General features: G+C 62.2%; 18 protein-coding genes. 8 read left to right on the forward strand and 10 right to left on the reverse strand.

The window, feature by feature from the left end:
• Positions 1-263 (forward strand): hypothetical protein (locus NR193_RS27685; protein ID WP_256753890.1); only part of this gene is annotated, 263 nt, incomplete at its 5' end.
• A 101-nt stretch (positions 264-364) separates the two neighbouring features.
• On the opposite strand, the gene NR193_RS27690 is transcribed toward NR193_RS27685, so the two are convergent.
• Positions 365-2,323 carry an acetoacetate--CoA ligase gene (locus NR193_RS27690; RefSeq protein ID WP_256753891.1) on the reverse strand — a complete coding sequence of 653 codons (1,959 nt, stop codon included), beginning with the start codon at positions 2,321-2,323 and terminating at the stop codon, positions 365-367.
• Between the two features lie 313 nt (positions 2,324-2,636).
• On the opposite strand from NR193_RS27690, the gene NR193_RS27695 reads away from it, so the two are divergent.
• Complete coding sequence (locus tag NR193_RS27695) at positions 2,637-4,490, forward strand: AsmA family protein (RefSeq protein ID WP_256753892.1); 1,854 nt, start codon at positions 2,637-2,639, stop codon at positions 4,488-4,490.
• A gap of 6 nt (positions 4,491-4,496) precedes the next feature.
• On the opposite strand, the gene NR193_RS27700 is transcribed toward NR193_RS27695, so the two are convergent.
• The 6 genes from NR193_RS27700 to NR193_RS27725 form a co-directional block, all read right to left on the reverse strand.
• Positions 4,497-5,315, reverse strand: coding sequence for an ABC transporter permease (locus NR193_RS27700; RefSeq protein ID WP_091582769.1), 819 nt, complete (start codon positions 5,313-5,315; stop codon positions 4,497-4,499).
• Positions 5,312-6,286, reverse strand: a complete 975-nt coding sequence (locus NR193_RS27705) for an ABC transporter permease subunit (RefSeq protein ID WP_256753894.1) — start codon at positions 6,284-6,286, stop codon at positions 5,312-5,314. Before NR193_RS27705 ends, NR193_RS27700 begins: the two co-directional genes overlap by 4 nt.
• Positions 6,287-6,295: 9 nt before the next feature.
• Complete coding sequence (locus NR193_RS27710) at positions 6,296-7,435, reverse strand: ABC transporter ATP-binding protein (protein ID WP_091582774.1); 1,140 nt, start codon at positions 7,433-7,435, stop codon at positions 6,296-6,298.
• Between the two features lie 82 nt (positions 7,436-7,517).
• Complete coding sequence (locus tag NR193_RS27715; RefSeq protein WP_091582777.1) at positions 7,518-8,615, reverse strand: polyamine ABC transporter substrate-binding protein; 1,098 nt, start codon at positions 8,613-8,615, stop codon at positions 7,518-7,520.
• A 350-nt stretch (positions 8,616-8,965) separates the two neighbouring features.
• Positions 8,966-9,919, reverse strand: a complete 954-nt coding sequence (locus NR193_RS27720; RefSeq protein WP_256753895.1) for a DMT family transporter — start codon at positions 9,917-9,919, stop codon at positions 8,966-8,968.
• 135 nt (positions 9,920-10,054) lie between these two features.
• Positions 10,055-11,497 carry a short-chain fatty acyl-CoA regulator family protein gene (locus NR193_RS27725; RefSeq protein WP_256753896.1) on the reverse strand — a complete coding sequence of 481 codons (1,443 nt, stop codon included), beginning with the start codon at positions 11,495-11,497 and terminating at the stop codon, positions 10,055-10,057.
• A gap of 237 nt (positions 11,498-11,734) precedes the next feature.
• On the opposite strand from NR193_RS27725, the gene aceA reads away from it, so the two are divergent.
• The 3 genes from aceA to NR193_RS27740 all read left to right on the forward strand — a co-directional run bounded on the left by aceA (position 11,735) and on the right by NR193_RS27740 (position 14,006).
• On the forward strand, positions 11,735-13,024 hold the full coding sequence (aceA, locus tag NR193_RS27730) for an isocitrate lyase (RefSeq protein WP_256753897.1): 1,290 nt from the start codon (positions 11,735-11,737) through the stop codon (positions 13,022-13,024).
• A gap of 54 nt (positions 13,025-13,078) precedes the next feature.
• Positions 13,079-13,321 carry a hypothetical protein gene (locus NR193_RS27735; protein ID WP_006202762.1) on the forward strand — a complete coding sequence of 81 codons (243 nt, stop codon included), beginning with the start codon at positions 13,079-13,081 and terminating at the stop codon, positions 13,319-13,321.
• A 271-nt stretch (positions 13,322-13,592) separates the two neighbouring features.
• Positions 13,593-14,006, forward strand: a complete 414-nt coding sequence (locus NR193_RS27740) for a response regulator (protein WP_256753965.1) — start codon at positions 13,593-13,595, stop codon at positions 14,004-14,006.
• Between the two features lie 71 nt (positions 14,007-14,077).
• Here NR193_RS27740 and NR193_RS27745 read toward each other — a convergent pair whose 3' ends face one another.
• The gene (locus tag NR193_RS27745; RefSeq protein ID WP_256753898.1) at positions 14,078-14,794 is read right to left on the reverse strand and encodes an HAD family hydrolase; all 717 of its coding nucleotides are present in this window, start codon (positions 14,792-14,794) and stop codon (positions 14,078-14,080) included.
• A gap of 143 nt (positions 14,795-14,937) precedes the next feature.
• On the opposite strand from NR193_RS27745, the gene NR193_RS27750 reads away from it, so the two are divergent.
• From NR193_RS27750 to NR193_RS27760, 3 genes are all read left to right on the forward strand, one after another.
• Positions 14,938-16,374, forward strand: coding sequence for a glutamine synthetase family protein (locus NR193_RS27750; protein WP_256753899.1), 1,437 nt, complete (start codon positions 14,938-14,940; stop codon positions 16,372-16,374).
• 185 nt (positions 16,375-16,559) lie between these two features.
• Positions 16,560-17,846, forward strand: coding sequence for an FAD-binding oxidoreductase (locus tag NR193_RS27755; protein WP_256753900.1), 1,287 nt, complete (start codon positions 16,560-16,562; stop codon positions 17,844-17,846).
• A gap of 322 nt (positions 17,847-18,168) precedes the next feature.
• Positions 18,169-18,954, forward strand: a complete 786-nt coding sequence (locus NR193_RS27760; protein ID WP_256753901.1) for an SH3 domain-containing protein — start codon at positions 18,169-18,171, stop codon at positions 18,952-18,954.
• A 23-nt stretch (positions 18,955-18,977) separates the two neighbouring features.
• Here the strand turns inward: NR193_RS27760 and NR193_RS27765 are convergent, their stop codons facing one another.
• Complete coding sequence (locus NR193_RS27765; protein WP_256753902.1) at positions 18,978-20,282, reverse strand: Mur ligase family protein; 1,305 nt, start codon at positions 20,280-20,282, stop codon at positions 18,978-18,980.
• An 81-nt stretch (positions 20,283-20,363) separates the two neighbouring features.
• Positions 20,364-21,110, reverse strand: a complete 747-nt coding sequence (locus NR193_RS27770) for an SDR family oxidoreductase (protein ID WP_256753903.1) — start codon at positions 21,108-21,110, stop codon at positions 20,364-20,366.
• Positions 21,111-21,280 lie beyond the last annotated feature (170 nt).

Below are 21,280 nucleotides of genomic sequence, written 5' to 3' on the forward strand. Positions count from 1 at the left end.
CAGAAACTTCTTCAAGGCTGCCGGATATGAGGCCAATTAATCGCGACACGCTTTATCTCTCTATTTTGGACGCAATTCCGGACGGAAAAGCGTTTCGCACTTTTCCTGGAATTGCCCCGGCAAAAGAAAAGGCGCCCAAAGGACGCCTTAAGAGATGGGATTGCTGTCACAACGGGGGCTTGAGCGAATTCAGATCCTCCGGGGATGTGGAGGAACGGGATTTCTCCCTCAAGTTACATGCGACTATCGACGCCGGGCCTTAACAACTCCTTACCGGCGCGGCGGAAAGTTTACGAATGTGTACCACTCATGAAATCTAGGTAAATTCTACCGACAGATTTCGTTAACCATGACGAACCCCCAGTCACTCGGCCAGCTGCGGCAGGTTCTTGAACAGTTCCAGCGCTTCGGGGTTGGCCAGCGCCTCCTTGTTCTTGATGGCGCGGCCATGCACCACGTCGCGCACCGCCAGCTCGGTGATCTTGCCTGATTTGGTGCGCGGGATGTCGGTGACGGCGACGATCCTGGCCGGCACGTGGCGAGGGCTCGCCCCTGTTCGGATTTTCGCCCGTATGCTTTTTTCGAGATCCGCGTCCAGCCGCACGCCCGCGGCCAGCCGCACGAACAGCACGACGCGCACGTCATTGTCGAAATCCTGGCCGATGCACAGCGCCTCCAGAATCTCGGGCATCTGTTCGACCTGATTGTAAATCTCCGCCGTACCGATGCGCACGCCGCCCGGATTGAGCGTGGCATCGGAACGGCCGTGTATGATCAGGCCGCCATGGTCGGTCCATTCGGCGAAATCGCCGTGACACCAGACGTTGTCGAAGCGCTCGAAATAGGCCGCCTGGTACTTCTTGCCCTCGGGGTCGTTCCAGAAGCCGATCGGCATCGCCGGAAAGGCCTTGGTGCAGACCAGTTCGCCCTTCTGCTGTCTCACCGGCTTACCGTCGTCGTCCCAGACATCGACGGCGAGGCCGAGGCCAGGACCCTGGATCTCGCCGGTCCACACCGGTTGCGTCGGCACGCCGAGCACGAAGCAGGAGACGATGTCGGTGCCGCCGGAGACCGAGGCCAGGTGGACATCCTTCTTGATGCCTTCATAGACGAAGCGGAAACCCTCCGGCGACAGCGGCGAGCCGGTGGAGGAAATCGCCCGCACGGTCGACAGATCATGCGTGCGGATCGGCTCGAGACCGGCCTTGCGCACGGAATCGATGAATTTGGCCGAGGTGCCGAAAAAGGTCATCTTCTCGGCATCGGCGAAGTCGAACAGCACATTGCCGTCGGGATAGAAGGGCGAGCCATCGTAGAGCAGCAGCGTGGCGCCTGACGCGAGGCCCGACACCAGCCAGTTCCACATCATCCAGCCGCAAGTGGTGAAGTAGAAGAAGCGATCGCCCTCGATAAGGCCGGCATGCAGCCGGTGTTCCTTGACATGCTGGATCAGCGTTCCGCCGGCCGAATGGACGATGCATTTGGGAATGCCCGTCGTTCCAGAAGAAAACAGGATGTAGAGCGGGTGCGCAAACGGGAGCCGCTCGAAGCCGACGGGCTTGACGGCAAACGGCGACAGCGCCTCTTCCAGCGCCACCGCCTTGTCGATGGTTACAGCAACATCGGTCGAGGTGCCGAGATAGTCGACGACGAGAACCTTGCGGACCGTGCCAAGCTTGGCCGCAACCGCGGCGATCTTGTCGGCGACCTCGATCGCCTTGCCATTGTACCAGTAGCCGTCGGGCGCGATGAAGACGACAGGCTCGATCTGACCGAACCGGTCGAGCACGCCCTGCTCGCCGAAATCGGGAGAGCAGGACGACCAGACGGCGCCGATCGAGGCGGCGGCCAGCATGGCGGCAACCGTCTCCGGCATGTTGGGCATCATCGCCGCGATGCGATCACCCTTTTTCACTTTGAGCGACAGGAAAAGCTGTTGCAAACGCGAAGTCAGCGCATGCAACTCGTTCCAGGACAGCCGGCGTTCGACCTTGTCCTCGCCGCGAAATACGATTGCGTCACTGGGCCCGGTCTTCTTCAACAGGTTCTCGGCGAAGTTCATCGTTGCGTCAGGAAAGAAGGAGGCGCCCGGCATCTTGTCGCCGTTGACGAGCACGAGCTCGCCCTCGTCGCCGGCAATGCCGCAGAAATCCCACACCAGGCTCCAGAATGCCTCGCGATCGTCGACCGACCAGCGGTGCAGGTCGGCGTAGGAGGAGAAGGTACCGCCGGTTTTCGCGGCCGCGGCCTTCATGAAAGCGGTCAGCGGCGCGGCGTCAATCTGGTCTTGCGTCGGGGTCCAGAGTGGTGCGTCGCCAGGCATGATCTTTCCTCCTTAAAGCGTGTCGCGTCCGAGAGAATCCATGCGACGCGCTTTAAACTCTGCTTGATGCATGCCGCTGTCCCAAAACCGCCACGAACCCTCTCGGCGCAGGCTTTGGCAACATGCATCAGGCAGCATCGCTTATGCATATCGCAGCGCAGCAGAGCAAGATTTTGTTCGGCCGATACGGCCAGATGTGCGCAAATGCCATCGCCGGGCCATAAAGACTTGAAATGCGTCGGCCCTAAGTCGTAGTGACGACTGGGGTTACACCCGTCAGGCGATTTGTCGGAATGAAAGCATACGAGGCGAGATGCCATCCCCTTTGATCCGGCGCGGCGTATGGGCGATCGGCACCGCCGTGATCGTCATCGCGCTGATCGTTGCCGCCCTGCCGCTGATCGCTTCCACCCGTATCGTGCGCGACCGCATCGCATGGGAAATGAGTGCGTGGAGCGGCTTCCGGGTCGCTATCGAAGGCTCGCCGCGCATCGAGGTCTGGCCGAATTTCCGGGCGATCCTGACCGATGTGACGCTTTCGCAATGGACGGACACCGATGCACCGCCGGTCGTCGAGGCCGAGCGGGTCGAGGTCGATCTCTCCGCGATGGCGGCACTGCGCGGCGATGTGGTGTTTTCGACGGCGCGGCTGGTGCGGCCGACGATCCGGGTCCAGCGTATGGCGACCGGCCTCTTCCTGCCCGCCGTCCCGACCGGCGGACGCATTGCGCGTTCCATCGACACGGCGCGCGGCGTGGTCAATGCCGACCCCGCCAAGCCGGACCTCGACAAGCTGCCGGCCGACACTTTCGGCACCGTGGAGTTTCGTGACGGCCGCATGGTGGCTTCCGTCGGCGGCAAGGATGTCGAGGTCCTGAGCAGCCTGACCGGCCAGGCGACCTGGGCGGCGATGAACAGCAATGCGACGCTGTCGGCGACCGGAATCTGGCGCGGCGAAAGCGTCGCCCTGGATGTCGCATCGCCGAAACCTCTGGTGCTGTTTGCCGGCGGCACGGCGCCGCTCACGCTGTCCTTCAAGGCAGCGCCCGCCACCTTCTCTTTCGACGGCACCGCCAGCATGTCCGAAAACGCCTATTTCGATGGTCAGGCGAAATTCTCGGCGCCGTCGTTGCGGCGGGTTCTGGAATGGGCGCAGGCCGGCATCGCTCCCGGCGCCGCGATCGGCTCCGTCAGCATTTCTAGCAAGGTCACGGCGACGGCCGGGCGCGTCAAGTTCGACAACACCGCGATCTCCCTGGACAACAATCCGGGGATGGGGGCGCTGGACCTCTCGCTCGGCGAGGCACAACCGGTGATCTCCGGCACGCTCGCCTTCGATACGCTGGACCTCAGGTCGTTCCTGTCCGCCTTCACGCCGCTGGCGCCAGCCGCAGGAGGAGGACCAGCCGAAATCGACACGAGTTTCGCCGACCGGATCAACCTTGATCTCAGGCTGTCGGCGGCGCACGCCACGGCGGGCACCATTCAGCTCGCCGACGTCGCCGCCACCGCCCAGGTCAAGGATGGGCTTTCCGTCTTCGATATCTCCGATGCCTCGGCCTTCGGCGGCAACATCCAGAGCAGCCTTCGTTTCGACCGCAAACCGGAAGGCACGCAGGTCGAGATCCGGTTGCTGGCCTCCGACATCGACGGCGGTGCCTTCGCCACCGCGGCGGGGATGACGCGGCTGGTCCCGGTCGGCACGGGAACCGTCTCTGTCATCCTCAAGGGACCCGGCAGAACCTGGGACTCCATCTTCGACAATGCCGACGGCTCGGTCACGGCAACCTTCGGACCCGGTGCGTTGAGCAAGCTCAATCTGCCGGCCTTCCTCAAGCATACCGAACAAGGCGGCTTCTTCGCGCTCGACGACGTGTCCGACGGAACGCTGCCGATCGACGGCGCGGAGATCAAGGCCAGCATTTCGAAAGGGGTGGCGCGGATCGACAAGGCCGAAGCCAATTCGGCGAAGTACAAGATCTGGCTGTCCGGGATCGCGTCCTACGCGGGACGGGGGCTGGCCCTGTCCGGCGGCGTCATTCAGGCGGACCAGGCGGCAGCGCAGACCAATGGCCAGCAAGGCCCCAACCAGTCATCGTTCTTCGTCGGCGGGACGTGGAGCACGCCGTTCATTTCCCCGATCAGCCGCGGCGTTTCGGGGGAATAGACCGCATCACCCGCGTTGCGCGGCCTGTTCGTCGAGCTGACGCTGCACCTCGCGCCGCTTGTTGGCCACCGAAGCGATGATGACGCCGACCGCGACAACGGCGATCAGGATGGTGCAGGCGGCATTGATCTCCGGCGTCACGCCGAGGCGAACCTGGCTGTAGATCTTCATCGGCAGCGTGGTGGCGCCAGGCCCGGAGGTGAAGCTGGCGATGACCAGATCGTCGAGCGAAAGCGTAAAGGCCAGCATCCAGCCGGACACGATCGCCGGCATGATGACCGGCAGCGTGATCTGGAAAAAGGTCTTCACCGGCGTTGCGCCAAGATCCATCGCAGCCTCTTCCAGCGAGCGGTCGAAGCTGATCAGGCGCGACTGCACGACGACGGCGACGAAGCACATGGTCAAGGTGATGTGGGCGAGCGTGACGGTGAGGAAGCCGCGGTCGAGACCGACGGCCACGAAGAGCAGCAGCAGCGACAGGCCGGTGATGACTTCCGGCATGACCAGCGGCGCAAACACCATGCCGGAAAACAGCACCCTGCCCCTGAACCGCGTGTAGCGCGTCAAGGTCAGCGCCGCCAGCGTGCCGAGCACGGTCGCCACCGTGGCCGAAATGACGCCGACGCGTGCCGTGACCCAGGTCGCGTCCATCAGGCCCTGGTTGTGGAACAGCGAGACGTACCATTTGGTCGAGAAGCCGCCCCAGACGGTGACCAGTTTCGACTCGTTGAAGGAAAAGACAATAAGCAGGACGATCGGCAGGTACAGAAAGGCAAAGCCCAGCACGATCGAGGTGATGTTGAAGCGGCTCCAGGTGGCGTTCATTTGTCTTGCTCCTGGGCACGCGCCTGGGCCTGCTGGAAGAGCATGATCGGCACGGTCAGCAGCAGCAAAAGGATGACGGCAACGGCCGACGAGACCGGCCAGTCGCGATTGGCGAAGAATTCGTTCCACAGCGTCTTGCCGATCATCAGCGTCTGCGATCCACCAAGCAGGTCGGGAATGACGAACTCGCCGACGGCAGGGATGAACACCAGCAGACAGCCGGCGATGACGCCGGGCAGCGACAGCGGGAAGGTGATCTTCCAGAATGCGCTGGTCGGCGGACAGCCGAGATCCTTGGCCGCCTCGATCAGCGAATAATCCATCTTTTCGAGCGACGAATAGAGCGGCAGCACCATGAATGGCAGGTAGGAATAGACGATGCCGATGAAGATCGCCGTGTAGGTGTTGAGGATGATCAGCGGCTGACTGATGATGCCGGTTGCGAGCAGCAGCTGGTTGAGCAGGCCCTCGGGCTTGAGGATACCGATCCAGGCATAGACCCGGATCAGGAACGAGGTCCAGAACGGCAGGATCACCAGCATCAGCAATGTCGGGCGGATCGTTGCCGGCGCGCGCGCCATGCCATAGGCGATTGGGTAGCCGACGAGCAGCGTCAGGACCGTCGAGATTGCGGCAATGATAAGGCTTGTCACATAGGCATTGAAGTACAGCGCGTCCTGCGTCAGCCACGCGTAGTTATCGATGCTGAGCTGCTTCAGCTGGCCGAAAAAACCGGAAATGCCGCCACTGAAATCAAGCACGGGCGTATAGGGCGGCATGGCGATCGCCGTCTGCGACAGCGAAATCTTGAAGACGATGATGAAGGGGATGAGAAAGAAGAACAGCAGCCAGACATAGGGGATAATGATGACCAGACGGCTGACGAAGGCCGCCCCCAACCTGGCCGGAATGGATTTTCCGGCGCTGGTTGCCGGAGAGGCTGATGCGGCGGTGACGGCGGCGTTCGACATGATCGCCCCCTACCGCGTCAACACGACGCCGGCGTCGGGCCGGAAAGAAACCCAGGCCCGGTCGTTCCAGCTCAGCGGATCCTCGGTGATGCGTGCCGCGTTCATCGTGCTCGCCCGTACCATCTGCCCGTCGTCGAGCCTGACGTGGTAGACGGTCATGTCGCCGAGATAAGCGATGTCGTAGACTTCGCCCTCGAGCGCATTGACGGCATCGACCGGCTTCTTCGACGAAATCTTGATCTTCTCAGGCCGGATGGCGAAGACGATGTCGGCGCCCGCGGCGGTGTCGACGGCGTTGTCGACGACGATCTGGGCTCCGCTGGCACCGGCGATGCGTGTTGTCTTTGCCGTCCGCTCGGCAACCTTGCCCTCGAACATGTTCACGTTGCCGACGAAGTGGGCGACAAAGCGCGAGGTCGGGGCTTCGTAGACTTCGGCCGGCGTTGCCACCTGCATCACCTCGCCCTTGTCGATGATGGCAATGCGATCGGCCATGGTCATGGCTTCTTCCTGGTCGTGGGTGACGACGACGAAGGTCAGGCCGAGATTCTGCTGCAGGTCCATCAGTTCGAACTGAGTTTCCTCGCGCAGCTTCTTGTCCAGCGCGCCGAGCGGCTCATCGAGCAGCAGCACCTTCGGCCGCTTGGCGACCGAGCGGGCAAGCGCGACACGCTGGCGCTGTCCGCCGGACAGTTGATGCGGCTTGCGCTTGGCGAACTGTTCGAGCTTGACCAGCCTGAGCATTTCGGCGACGCGCTTTTCGATATCGGGCGCGGACATGCCTTCCTGCTTGAGGCCAAAGGCGATGTTCTTCTCGACCGTCATATGCGGAAACAGGGCATAGGACTGGAACATCATGTTGACCGGCCGCCGATAGGGCGGGATGCCGCGCAGATCCTGGCCATCGAGCAGGATGCGGCCGGAAGTCGGCTCCTCGAAGCCGGCGAGCATGCGCAGCAGCGTCGATTTTCCGCAACCGGAGGCACCGAGCAAAGCGAAGAACTCGCGCTCGAAGATGGTCAGCGACAGATTGTTGACGGCGGTGAAGTCCCCGAACTTCTTGGTGACGTTGTCGAACTGGATGTATGGCTTGGCGTTCGGATCATTCCATGGCGCGAAATCCCTGCGGATGCTGCCAAGCGATTTCATGTCCCACTCCGTCTTGGTTCTTGCTTCTTGCCCCAGATAAGAATTGGTCCCGGCAGATGACTGCCGGGACCGTGTCGGATGCTTATTGGCCGGTGACGATCTTGGTCCAGGTGCGTGTGATGACGCGCTGGGTCTTGGGGTCGTAGGGCGAGACCGTATAGAGCTTCTTGATCGTCTCGGCATCGGGATAAACCGAAGGATCATCCAACAGTGCCTTGTCGACGAATTGCTGCGAAGCCTTGTTGCCGTTTGCGTAGAGCACGTAGTTCGACGATTTGGCGATGACTTCCGGCTTCATCATGTAGTTGATGAACTCGAGCGCCTCGGCGACATGTGGCGCATCGGCAGGGATCGCCATCTGATCGAACCACATCTGCGCGCCTTCCTTCGGTACGGAATAGCCGATCTCGACACCCTGCTTGGCCTCGACCGCGCGGTTGCGGGCCTGGAAGACGTCACCCGACCAGCCGACCGCCAGGCAGATATCGCCGTTGGCGAGTGCGTTGATGTATTCGGAAGAATGGAACTTTCTGATGTAAGGCCGGACCTTGAGCAAGGCCTCCTCGGCCTTGGCGATATCGTCGGGCGAGGTGCTGTTCGGGTCGAGGCCGAGATATTTCAACGCCGCCGGAATGATATCGGCCGGCGAGTCGAGCACGTAGACGCCGCAGTCCTTCAACTTGGCCAGGCTGTCGGGATTGAAGAACACATCCCAGCTGTCAATCTTGTCGGTGCCGAGCGCGGCCTGCACCTTCTTGATGTTGTAGCCGAGACCAACCGTACCCCACATGTAGTTGACCGAGTATTCGTTGCCGGGGTCGTATTTGGCGGTTCGCTCCGAAACCGTGTCCCACATGTTGGAAATGTTCGGCAGCTTCGACTTGTCGAGCTTCTGGAACACGCCGGCCTGGATCTGGCGCGCGAGGAAGTTGCCGCTGGGCACGACGACGTCATAGCCGCTGCCGCCGGCAAGCAGCTTGGTTTCCAGAATTTCGTTGGAATCGAAGGTGTCGTAGACGACCTTGATGCCGGTTGCCTTGGTGAAATCGTCGATGATCGAACTGTCGATGTAATCCGACCAGTTGAAGACGTTGACGACACGGTCCTCCGCGTGCCCCCCGACAGTGAAAAGTGTCAGAAATGCCGAGGTTGCCGAAAGCCAGAGCGCTTTGCGGATCATGCTATTCTCCTTTGATGAGTGTTCCTTCGCCGGCTCGTCGCGGACCTCGCGCGACCGGGCTTTTGTTTCAGACTATTGGGCTTTCCAGGGAGCGACAAGCGCGAACTGCCGGCACCATGGGGGTGGTTCGATGCGCGGCAGGTGATGGCTCCGTGTCCCTGTCTCGGCCTGGGAGGCATGCCGATGCCGTCAGAGGCTTTCGCCGTGGCGTGGGCAGAGATACGACGATGTGGTCCGGTCTCGATCTGACCGGCTGAGAGACTTGGCAAGATACGCCTGTCTTGTTGTTGCCGTATTCGCAGCCTGCCCGGGCGGCAACGACGTTGTCAATGGCAAAGCTGCGGACCGCGTCAATTAGGCGACGGCACCCCGGTGACCCCCGCGCGTACGGGCCGTGTCTGGCGCTTGAATTCGAGCCCGATATGGACGAGCAGCGCCGTGACCACCACAGCGCCGCCAATGATGGTGCGCCCGGACGGCACCTCGGAATGAATGAGCCAGACCCATATCGGCCCGAGGATCGGCTCGAACGTGCCGAGCAGCGCCGCGATGGCCGCCGGGATCAGCCGTGCGCCGGTGGCGAAGAAGGCAAGGCCGAGGCCGAGATTGACCACGCCGAAGGCGAAGAGAAAGCCCATGTCGCCGGCCGACACAGTGAAGGTCGAAGCCTGCGAGGCGGCAAAGCCCGCCGCCAGGATCGTCCCGAGACAGGTCGCCGGCGTCATGCGCACGCTGGAAAACCGCCGGGTGATGACGGTGGCGATCGAGAACATGAACGCGATCAGCAGCGCCAGCCCGTCGCCGATCGGCGAGACGGCGCCGTCAAGGGATTCCGACACCATGATGGCGACGCCGGTGATGACGGCGGCGATCGCCAGCCAGGTCGAAACAGTCACCCTTTCGCGAAACAGAGCCCAGGCAAAGAGCGCCGCCAGAAGCGGCACGCCGGCCTGCATCAACAGGATGTTGGCGACGGTGGTGTAGGCAAGTGCCACTACGAACGCGGTCGATGCAGTGGCGAAGCAGAACCCCACGGCAAGGCCTGGAAGACCCATGTCGCGGAACAATTTCAGCGTGCCGCGCCAACCGTCGCGCCAGACCATGAAGCAGAGCAGGAAGGCCGCCGCCCAGACGGAGCGCCAGAACACCACGGTCCAGCTGTCGTCGACGCTGATGAAGCGGGCGATGGTGCCACCAAAACTCCACATCAGCGCCGACAGGAACACCAGCAGGAAGCCGATCCGCTCCTCCCGTTGCGGGGCGGGCGTTGAAACAAGGCTCGGCGATGATGCTGTGTCGGTCATGGGCGCGACTGTCGAGCTTTTGTGGACGGGACGATGCGCAAGGGACGACAGAAAAGTACCCTGTTCGCGTAACGCAAAGGCGAAGGCCAGGGGTGAGCCAGAGACCGGCGACAATTGTGGCACCTTGCCACGGCGTCACTGAAAATCGAAGGCACTCAAGCCCGTCACCATCTCGTCAAGGCCGAGTGGACGCGTCACCGGTGGTTCGGCGCGCGCCAGGCAGCCGACACGTTCGCAAAGCCGGCAGGCAGGTCCGACCGGCGTCGCCGCAACGTTGCCAGCCTTTGCGGCGGTTGCCGCGCCAGGAAGTGCCGCGCCATAGACGATGTCGTCACGAAAGCCGATGTCGCAACCGAGCAGCAGCGCCGTGCGGCGCGGGCGCTCGGAGAATGCGCCTTGCGGTCCCTCCAGCGTGCGGGCAATGCACAGGAACTCGGCGCCGTCGGGCATTTCCACCGCTTCGACGAAAATCTGGCCGGGCTGGGTGAAGGCGACATGCACGGGGAGCTTGGGACAGTTGCCGCCGAAGCGGCTTTGCGGAAAGCCCTGGCTACCGGCCTTGCGAAAGCGATTGCCGGCATTGTCGACCTCCAGCATGAAGAACGGCACGCCGAGCGCGCCTTGCCGCTGCAGCATGGTCAGCCGGTTCGCCGCCTGCTCGAAGGAGACGCCGAAGCGCGAACGCAGGACGTCGATGTCGTAGCGCGCGCGCACGGCAGCCGCATGAAAGGCCTGGTAGGGCATCATCAGCGCATGCGCCGCATAGCGGCCGAGTTCGAAGCGGGCGAGGCGGCGGGCCTCGTCGGTGCTCAACTTGAGTGCCTGGATCTCGCCGGCGACCGCAACCGTCATGCGGATCAGGCAGGCTTCCATCGCGACCTCGCGCAGCTGGTCGAACGGTGACAGGCGTTCGGACAGGAACAGGCGCTGCGAATGGCGATCATAGCGACGGCGCCAGTTCGGCATGGTGGCGACAGGCAGCACCTTGACCACGATGCCGTATTCGCGCTTCAGCCAGGCCTTCAACGCACCGAACAGGTCGTCGCCGGGATCGAGCACCGAGGTGAATACCGCGGCTTCCTCTTCAAGCGCCGCGAAATGGTTCGGCCGCCGCTCGAAGATCTCGTGCACCTCGTCGATCGGCAGGCGGGCACCGGAAAGTGCCGTCGCCCGCCCCTCGCGCGCCAGCAACTCGTTGAGGTCGGACAGGCGCTCGGCCTGCTCGCGATAGGCGCGGAACAGCTTTATCACCGCAGCCGAAGCATTGGGCGCCGCCTCGGCGAGCTCGATCAGCTCCTGATCGCCCGGCAATTCGCCAACCAAAAGGGGATCGGTGAACACTTCCTTCAGGGCAGCGACAGACCCCCTTGCCTCGCCCTGAAGTTCGTGCGGGTCGACCTTGTAGACGGACGCCAGCTTGAGGATCAGTTGCACCGTCAACGGCCGCTGGTTGCGCTCGATCAGGTTGAGATAGGACGGCGAGATGCCGAGGCCCTCGGCCATCGCCGTCTGGGTCAGGCCCTTGGCGTTGCGGATGCGGCGTATGCGCGGCCCGGCAAATATCTTCTGATCAGCCATCGACTGTCCTTGACAGTAATTTACACGACCGTCGCGGCAATTTCGCCTCCGCCGCCTTTTACAATCGTGACAGATTTACAGCAGGTCCCTGTCAAACACAACACAGGTTTTCTCTTATATTCCGCCATTTTCCTTGAATTCTCTGGCGTATTTTGCACCGCAATGTAAATTCAGTCACATTCCGAGGTCCAAATAACTGGCGCCCGGACACATCGCAGCAATCCTTCGGAGTGACCCATGACTGATTTTTACAACCTCGTCCCATCGGCACCAGAAGGTCGCTTCGACGGCATCGAACGCCCCTATTCGCCGGAGGATGTGAAGCGGCTGCGCGGTTCGGTGCAGATCCGCCAGAGCCTCGCCGAAATGGGCGCCAACCGGCTGTGGAAGCTCATCCACGAGGAGGACTTCGTCAACGCGCTCGGCGCCATGTCCGGCAACCAGGCGATGCAACAGGTCCGCGCCGGACTGAAGGCGATCTACCTGTCGGGCTGGCAGGTTGCGGCTGACGCCAACACCGCCTCGGCAATGTATCCGGACCAGTCGCTCTATCCGGCCAATGCGGCACCGGAACTGGTCAAGCGCATCAACCGCACGCTGCAGCGCGCCGACCAGATCGAGACCTCCGAAGGCAACGGGCTTTCGGTCGACACCTGGTTCGCGCCGATCGTCGCCGATGCGGAAGCCGGCTTCGGCGGGCCGCTCAATGCCTTCGAGATCATGAAGGCATTCATCGAGGCGGGCGCTGCGGGCGTTCACTACGAGGATCAGCTGGCATCGGAGAAAAAGTGCGGCCATCTCGGCGGCAAGGTGCTGATCCCGACGGCGGCGCATATCCGCAACCTCAACGCCGCGCGCCTGGCAGCGGACGTGATGGGCACGCCGACACTGGTCGTCGCGCGCACCGATGCGGAAGCCGCGAAGCTGCTGACCTCCGACATCGACGAACGCGACCAGCCTTTCGTCGACTACGGCGCCGGGCGCACCGTGGAAGGCTTCTATCATGTCAGGAACGGCATCGAGCCCTGCATCGCACGCGCCATCGCCTATGCGCCTCACGCGGACCTGATCTGGTGCGAGACCTCGAAGCCTGACCTGGCGCAGGCCAAGAAATTCGCCGAGGGCGTGCGCAAGCATCACCCGGACAAGCTGCTCGCCTACAATTGCTCGCCTTCGTTCAACTGGAAGAAGAATCTCGACGACGCGACGATCGCCAAGTTCCAGAAGGAGCTCGGCACCATGGGCTACAAGTTCCAGTTCATCACGCTCGCCGGTTTCCACCAGCTCAACTACGGCATGTTCGAACTCGCCCGTGGCTACAAGGCGCGACAGATGGCGGCCTATTCCGAGTTGCAGGAGGCGGAGTTCGCGGCGGAAGCCAACGGCTACACCGCGACCAAGCACCAGCGCGAGGTCGGCACCGGCTATTTCGACGCCGTCTCGATGGCGATCACCGGCGGCCAGTCGTCGACCACCGCCATGCATGAATCGACCGAGCACGCGCAATTCAAGCCGGCCGCCGAATAACCAAAGAGAACACCGAGGAAACGCCCAACAGGGCTGAGATACAGGAGAAGACCAATGGCATCGATAAGCCGCGTCAAGGAACGCGCCGAAGAGCAGTCCACCACGATGAGCGTCGACCAGCAGGCGACGATCCGCATGCTGGCCAACGATCTGCACCGCCTCAACCAGTCGGTGATGAAGGCGGTCGAGGCAGGCGTCTCGGTCGAGCTCGTGCGCTCGGCACGGCATCACGGCGGTGACGGCAACTGGGGTGATTTGCTGATCCCGGTGATCGTCACGCAGCAGAGCCACGGCTGATCGAAATCCGCTCGACCCGCCCTTCACCTGCGCAGTCTCTGCGCAGGTGAATTTTCTTTTTATGGAGCGCATCGTATGGACAGCTCAGTACAGTAGCGTTGCTTGAAATCACTGCCGTGGCAGACGTTTCCGAGCTGTTTTATTTCAACTTGACATGGGCCACGATCTCACGCCAATTGCGCTCCAGATTTCAACTCTGCATTGAAATGGGGGCGAGCTTCTTGGTTGACTTGGGTGCCCAGTGAATCGTGAGGATGAGACTCCAAAACGCCTGAATTTGGTGACCCGCGACCCGAGGACCGAGACGATCCGTGATCCGTCGCAGGTGCTTGTCGTCGGGAGATCGCCAATCAATCGGGTTGTGATTTCGAAGATCGTCGAACGATCCGGGCTCAAGCCAATCTCGGAATCTCCCGACACGGCTGCCAAGGTCTTGCGATCCCTCATTCCGGGCGCAGTTGTCCTTGATGGCGGCGCCGACAACAAGGACTGCGACAATCTGATGTCCGGCATCGATGCGTTGCGGCGGGCCTCGGGCAAATCGCTTCCACCGGTGATCCTGCTTTCAACCAAAAATGGCACGCCGGAGAGCCTGGGCCTGTCGAGCGTCATCGACGTGGTGGTCGCCAAGCCGATTACACCCGAACGGTTGCAGCCGGTGATCGATCGCCTGCTCAGCCGGTAAAGTAATTCCAGGAAGAGTGTGTAGCGGTTCTCCGTCCGCAATTGCGCAAAACAAATAGCCGTGGCCCACGATCAGCCTGGGTTCATGATGCTGTCGACCAGCCCGGGCAGTTGTCCGAGATCGGATATCAGGCGGAACCTCGGCTCGGCAACCGGAGCCTCGACATGCTCCAGCACCCAGGTCAGTTCATGTGGCACATGGACACCCCAACCGCCGGCCTCGATGGCCGGCACCACGTCCGACTTCAGTGAATTGCCGACCATCATGCTTCTTGCGGGACCATCGCCGTGACGGCTGAAGAGGCGGGCATAGGTGGCGGCATTCTTGTCACTGACGATCTCGACCGCGTCGAACAGATCTCCCAGCCCGGATTGCGCCAACTTGCGCTCCTGGTCGAAGAGGTCGCCCTTGGTGATCAGCACGAGGCGGAATGCGCCGGCAAGCTTCTCGACAGCCTCCCGCGCATGCGGCAAGGCCTCGATCGGATGGCTCAGCATCTCGCGACCGGCATCGAGAATTTCCGCTATGACCGAGCCCGGCACGCGGCCTTGCGTGACCTCGATCGCCGTCTCGATCATCGACAGCGTGAACCCCTTGATGCCGAAGCCATAGACGGCAAGGTTGCGCCTTTCGGCCTCAAGCAATCGTGCCGAGATATGTTCCGGCTCGCCATGGTCGGCAAGCATGGCGGCAAAGCGCTTCTCCGTCATGCGGAAGAACTGTTCGTTCTGCCAGAGCGTGTCGTCGGCATCAAAGCCTATGGTGGTCAGTTCGCTGTTGTTTCGCATCGATGCCTTCCGGGCTGGGAAGTGCCCAAACCTAAGCCGACCGCCGCGATTTTCAACCGGAACGAGGAATGCCGGTCATGGCTCCCCTTCCCTTCCACAGGGGGGCACGGCTATACTCCGAAATCCGCAACCCAATCTGGTGAATGATGCCGCCTGCAAAAAAGGAAGTCCGTCCGTCGAGCCGCGGAGGACGCGCCCGAACGCCTGCCTTCGTGAAAAACCACCGCGGCGTCAAGAACTGGAAGGAAGTCAGCGCCTGGCTGGAATGGCGCGGCATCGAGGATATCGAATGCATCACGCCTGATCAGGCCGGCGTCGCGCGCGGCAAGATGATGCCGTCGAAGAAATTCACCTCCAACACGTCGCTGGCATTGCCGTCGGCCGTGTTCATGACGACGATTTCCGGCGGCTATCCGGAGGATGGCAACGGCTTTCACTATCCCGAGGACGACGGCGATCTCAAGCTGATGCCCGATCTGTCGACGCTGACGGTTGTGCCTTGGGAAGAAGACCCGACGGCCGCGGTCATCTGCGACCTCGTCCACCAGGATGGCCGCTCGGTCGAGTTCACGCCACGCAACGTCTTGAAGCGCGTGGTTGCTGCGTACGACAAGCGCGGCCTGAAGCCGGTGGTGGCGCCCGAGATCGAATTCTACCTCGTGCGCAAGAATCCCGATCCGGACTATCCCCTGACCCCGCCTGTCGGCCGCTCGGGCCGCGCAATCGGCGGTGGTGCCGGCTATTCGATCGCCGGCGTCAACGAGTTCGATGAACTGATCGACGACATCTACCATTTCTCCGAAAGCCAGGGCCTGGAGATCGACACGCTGATCCATGAAGAGGGCGCCGGTCAGCTCGAGATCAATCTGCGCCACGGCGACCCGATCGAACTGGCCGACCAGGTTTTCATGTTCAAGCGCACCATTCGCGAGGCGGCGCTCAAGCACGAGATCTACGCCACCTTCATGGCCAAACCGATCCAGGGGCAGCCGGGCTCCGCCATGCATATCCATCAGTCGATCATCGACAAGAAGACCGGAAGGAACATCTTTTCGGCGGAGGACGGGTCGGAAACCGAAGACTTTTTCCATTTCATCGGTGGCATGCAGAAGCATGTGCCGAACGCGCTGGTGATGTTCGCGCCCTATGTCAATTCCTACCGCCGGCTGACGCAAGCAGCGTCGGCTCCGGTCAACAACAAATGGGGCTATGACAACCGCACCACGGCGTTCCGCGTGCCGCGTTCCGACCCGGCGGCACGGCGCGTCGAAAACCGCATTCCCTCCTCCGATGCCAATCCCTATCTGGCGCTGGCGGCATCGCTGGCCTGCGGGCTGATCGGCATCACCAACAAGATCAAGGCCGAGCCTCCCGTCCTGACCACAGCCAATGCCGACGAGATCGACCTGCCGCGCGGCCTGCTCGAAGCCGTCGACCTGTTCGAGGGCGATACGGAACTCTGCGCGCATCTGGGCAAGTCCTTCGCCGCGACCTATGCGGCGATCAAGCGGGCGGAATTCGAGACGTTCATGGAAGTGATCAGCCCGTGGGAGAGGGAATATCTGCTGCTGAATGTGTGACGCCAGGAGCGAATAGCGAATAGAAATGAGGCAGGTGACGGAGCCTGGATCAACACTCCACCCCTATATCTCTCCTTATTCCTTATTCCTTATTCCTTATTCCTTATTCCTTATTCCCTATTCCCTATTCCCTACTCACTACTCGCTATTTACCCCCTCCAAAAATCCCCGAGTCTTTGCCGATCATGCCCTACCAATCCCCCATCTCCCCCGGCCGTTCCTGGTACGAGGACACCGTCGGCCCACGGCCGGAATATCCGACGCTCGACGGCGACCTGACATGCGACGTCGTCATTATCGGCGGCGGCTTTACCGGCCTGTCGGCAGCCGCCCACCTTGCCAAGGCAGGCACCAATGCGGTGCTGATCGAGGCCCACCGCTTCGGTGATGGCGCATCGGGCCGCAATGGCGGCCAGCTCGGCACCGGCCAGCGTGCCTGGGCCGAAGAACTGGAAGCCGAGTACGGCTTCACCCGCGCCAAGGCGCTGTTCGATCTTGCCGAAGAGTCGAAGACGCATCTCATCGAATTCGCCGCCGCCAACCAGATCGATATCGACTATATGCCCGGCCAGATGTCCGTGGCGCACAAGCCGCGCTATGTCGATGACTACAAGGCGCATGCCGAGATCATGGCGAGCCGGTTTTCTTACCCACATATCTCGTTCATGGATGCGAAGGAGACGGCGGAGCGGCTGGGCTCGACGCATTATTTCGGCGGAACGCGCGACACTGGCACAGGCCACATCCACCCGATGAAGCTGGTGATCGGCACGGCGCGGGTGGCGGCGCAAGCCGGCGCGCAACTGTTCGAAGGCACGCCATCGACCGGTATTATTTCCAGCGGCGGCAAGGTGAAGGTTTCGACGCCGAGAGGCACGGTGTCGGCGCAGAAATGCCTGATCGCGGTCAACGCCCATGGCGGCGCGCTCGAGCCAGTGAGTGCCGCGCACATCATGCCGATCGGTTCGTTCATCGGTGCGACCGTGCCGCTGGGAGCGGATTCGAAAGTCCTGCCTGGCGGCGAGGCCGTCGATGATTCCCGCTTCGTCGTGCGCTATTTTCGCAGATCGAAGGACGGGCGGCTGCTGTTCGGCGGACGCGAGATTTATGGCGTCAACGATCCAAAGGATATCCACATCCACATCCGCCGTCAGATCACGGAACTCTACCCGGCACTCAGGGATGTCGAGATCACGCATGGCTGGGGCGGCTATGTCGGCATCACGGTGCCGAGAAAGCCGTTCGTGCGCGAAGTGATGCCCAATGTCATCTCGGCCGGCGGCTATTCCGGCCACGGTGTCATGCTGTCGAACTTTTTCGGCAAGCTGTATGCCGAAACCGTTGCCGGCAATCGCGACCGGCTAAAGCTGATCGAGGACCTGAAGATCCCGCCCTTCCCCGGCGGCCGTCGCTTCCGCGCGCCGCTGCTTTTCCTCGCTCTCAACTGGTTCGCGCTGCGGGATCGGATTTAGCCGCTCGGTCGTCCACTGTAATAATATTGTAACATTTGTTGCCCGGCCGACGCATTGCGCAATCCCCGGCAAAGGCGCAGAATCCTTGGTATTGGCGTACTGATGCCACAATCGCGGGCGAAAGATGCCGGTTCTGGGCGATTGTTCGGGGATTGCTGCGGGCCTGCCCGCGTTGATTTTGGGACCGATGCTGATCAGATGCCGGACTTCCGGCACCGATTGAAAGAACATCGGCCCGCTTATGGAGGTGGCAAGAGTGAGAGAGCCCTTCAGTTTCGGTACGCCGGAACGTCGGCGCTTTGCCATGCAGTTCGGATACGACATGCGGCCGTCCTTCTGGCAGGAAGTCCGTTCCAACTCGCACCTGGTGATCGCCGCGATCGGAACTGCCGCACTGCTTGGCGTTGCCGCGGTGGCGCTGTGGCTGGCATTGCCGGCCAGTGAGAGGCAAGCGGCGGCGAGCCCCGAGCAGACCATTCCGACCATTCCGGTGAAGACGACGAAAATCCCCCCTGTGGGAGCCACGGTGGCCACGGCAGCCGTTCCGCAGGCGGCACGCAAGTCCAATAAGGTTTCACCGACGGTGGCGAGAGCGGAAGCCACCATGCAAGCGCTCGCGGCCAATGATCCCCGCTGGACCAATTCGCAGTCGAAAGCCGCCCCCGCCCCCAGCCAGGAGGCGAACCAGGCTGAACAAGCCCCGGACAAACCGGCGGCAGCCTTCGCGCAGCCGGCAGCCGATACCGACGCCACCACCGAACTTGCCAAGGTTGCCGCCCCCACCAGCGCGGCGGACGGCGATCCCGATGGCGCGCAAACCGCCGCCATCCCGGCGGTGCAGCCGCAAGCGCCGGAACAGCAGCCCGAGGCAACCCAGAATGACAACAGCCAAGCCAAAGAGAAGCCACGGAAGGTGGTGGCCGCCGGAACCGGCCGCATCCTGAGGGCCGTGACCATGCGCAGCGGCCCGAAGAAGAACGCGGCCGCCATCAGCACGGTGCCCGCCAAAACCTCGGTGCAAGTGATGGGCTGCCAGAAATGGTGCCAGATCGTCTACAACGGAAAGACCGGCTGGATCTACAAGAGCTACATCAAGACCGGTGCCTGACGCGCCGGAGGTGCTGAGAAGCCCTACCGCGGCCCGCTGAACATGCGTCGCAAACGCCGCCACCTTCTGGCGCGCCTGCGTTGCCTGACATAATCGCGATGCAGCTCAAAAGGCACTTCATACAGGCCGCAGGTGCCGCAGCCCTCCCGCTTGCCGCAAACGGGAACCCAGCATTTGACATCGTGCGTCCAGGCAAGCGCCACTCTCTCAAGGTGCAGATTGGCAGAGCTCTTGAGCAGGATCAGTTCGCCGGCCACGGCGGTCCGCTTGATATGGTCGGAGACTTCCTGGGGGGTGCGCAACTCAACAAACCGGCCGCTGTCGCGATCAGCCTGACCGGCCCCCGAGCGATGCGCATTGTCGCCGGTATAGATGACCTGATCGGCGATCTCGCGCGCCGTCTTGTAGGCGTAGTGGTACTTCCTGGTTGAACCCGCATAGTCGGAAATCTGGCCGAGAACGATCCGCTTTCGCGCGGCGGTGGCCTTGGCCATCATGTCGAGAGCGAGATTGAGCGAATGCCAGGGCGCCTTGGCGGTGTCGACGAGGAACTGCGGACCACCGTCGATGACCAGCACCTCACAGCGATTGGCCAGCGGTTGGAACGTCGCCACCCTGGCCGCTATCGTCTCGGCCGGTACGCCAAGCTCGAGCGCGGTGGCCACGGCCGCAGCGGTCGGCAGCCAGAAATGTTCAGCCGGAAACGGCGTCGCGAGTTCAAGGACGCCGTCGCGCCAATGGATCGAAAGCCTCAACCTGTCCGGATAGGCGGCGCGGATATCGCTCGCACGATAGTCCGCCCGTTCCGACAGGCCGAAGGTGACGCTACGATGCCGAGTGCCGGCAGCCATGCCAAGCACGTGAGGGTCATCGGCGTTGAGGACAGCAAATCCGCCCGGCTGCAGCGCGTCGACCAAGGCGCGCTTTTCCCGGGCTACGTTTTCCAGCGTCTTGAAGGCACCAAAATGCTCGAGGCGAACCATGGTGACGACGGCCACATGCGGCAGCAGCAGTTCCGCCATCGGCTTGATCGAACCGACGCCAGACGCCCCAGCTTCGAAAATGACGTAGTCGACCTCACCATTTTTCTTCATGCGCTTGTACAGCGTGGCGGCCAGCGACTTGATGGTATTGGCGAGGAGTTGTGGGTAGACCGAGCCATGACCGGCCAGTATGTGGCCAAGCAATGCCGTCACCGTCGACTTGCCGGAACTTCCGGTGACGCCGATGAAGATCGCCTTGCTTTTGGATCGGGCGCGTCTTGCCTTGTAGCCCCTGACATACTGCCGCAGGCCTTCGTCAACTCTCCGCAGTCTGGCGTTCCTCACGGCACGGCCCCAAAGCCCGAAGAAGGCTTTATGCCGCCGGCCGATCGGCCAAGTCAAATCGACGCCGGATGGCAAGCGCTCTCAGATGCAGCGTCCGCCGTCGACCTCCAGCGCTACACCGGTGATGAAGGCGGCTTCGTCCGAAGCCAGCCAGAGTGCGGCGTTGGCGATATCGAGCGGCGTCGAAAGCCGGCCGAGAGGGATCGATGCGCGGAACTTTTCACGGATCTCCGGTGTGTCGGCGCCCATGAATTTTTCCAGCATGCCGGTCTCGCCGGCGACAGGACAGAGGCAGTTGACGCGGATGTTCTTCGGCGCCAGTTCCACAGCCATCGATTTGGTGGCGGTGATCGCCCAGCCCTTCGACGCATTGTACCAGGTGAGGCCGGGCCGGGGCCGGATGCCGGCGGTGGAAGCCGTGGTCAGGATAACGCCGCCGCCTTGCCGATCCATGATCGGCACCACGGCAAGTGCCGCGTGATAGATCGCCTTCATGTTGACGGCGGTGATCAGGTCGAAGGTCTCCTCATCGACCTTGAGCATGTCGCCATTGCGATGGGTAAATCCGGCATTGTTGACCATGATATCGATACGGCCAAAGGCGCTTTTGGCGGCATAGACCATCTCGTCGAACTCGGACCGCAGCGAAACATCCGTCTGGGTCCAGATCGCCGCTTCGCCGATCTCCTTGGCAACGCGTTCGGCGCCCTTGGCGTTCAAGTCGGCGACAACGACCCTGGCGCCCTCCCTGGCAAAGCACCTGGCGATGCCCTCACCGAAGCCCGACGCGGCACCGGTGACGATGGCAACCTTGTTTTGCAGACGCATGTTTTTCCCGCTCATGATTGGTGAGGATAGACCAGCGCAAAGCCACGGCTTGTGGCCAAGGTGGTCGAAAGATGTGCGGCCATCGTCGATTTCTCCTTTGGCTTTCGCCTCGATCCCGCTCTATGCTGCAGCTGCGAAGGCCTCCGAAGCCGCGCTGTCGACAAGCCTCC

This window comes from Mesorhizobium sp. Mes31 (assembly GCF_024519675.1).
Lineage (GTDB): Bacteria > Pseudomonadota > Alphaproteobacteria > Rhizobiales > Rhizobiaceae > Mesorhizobium.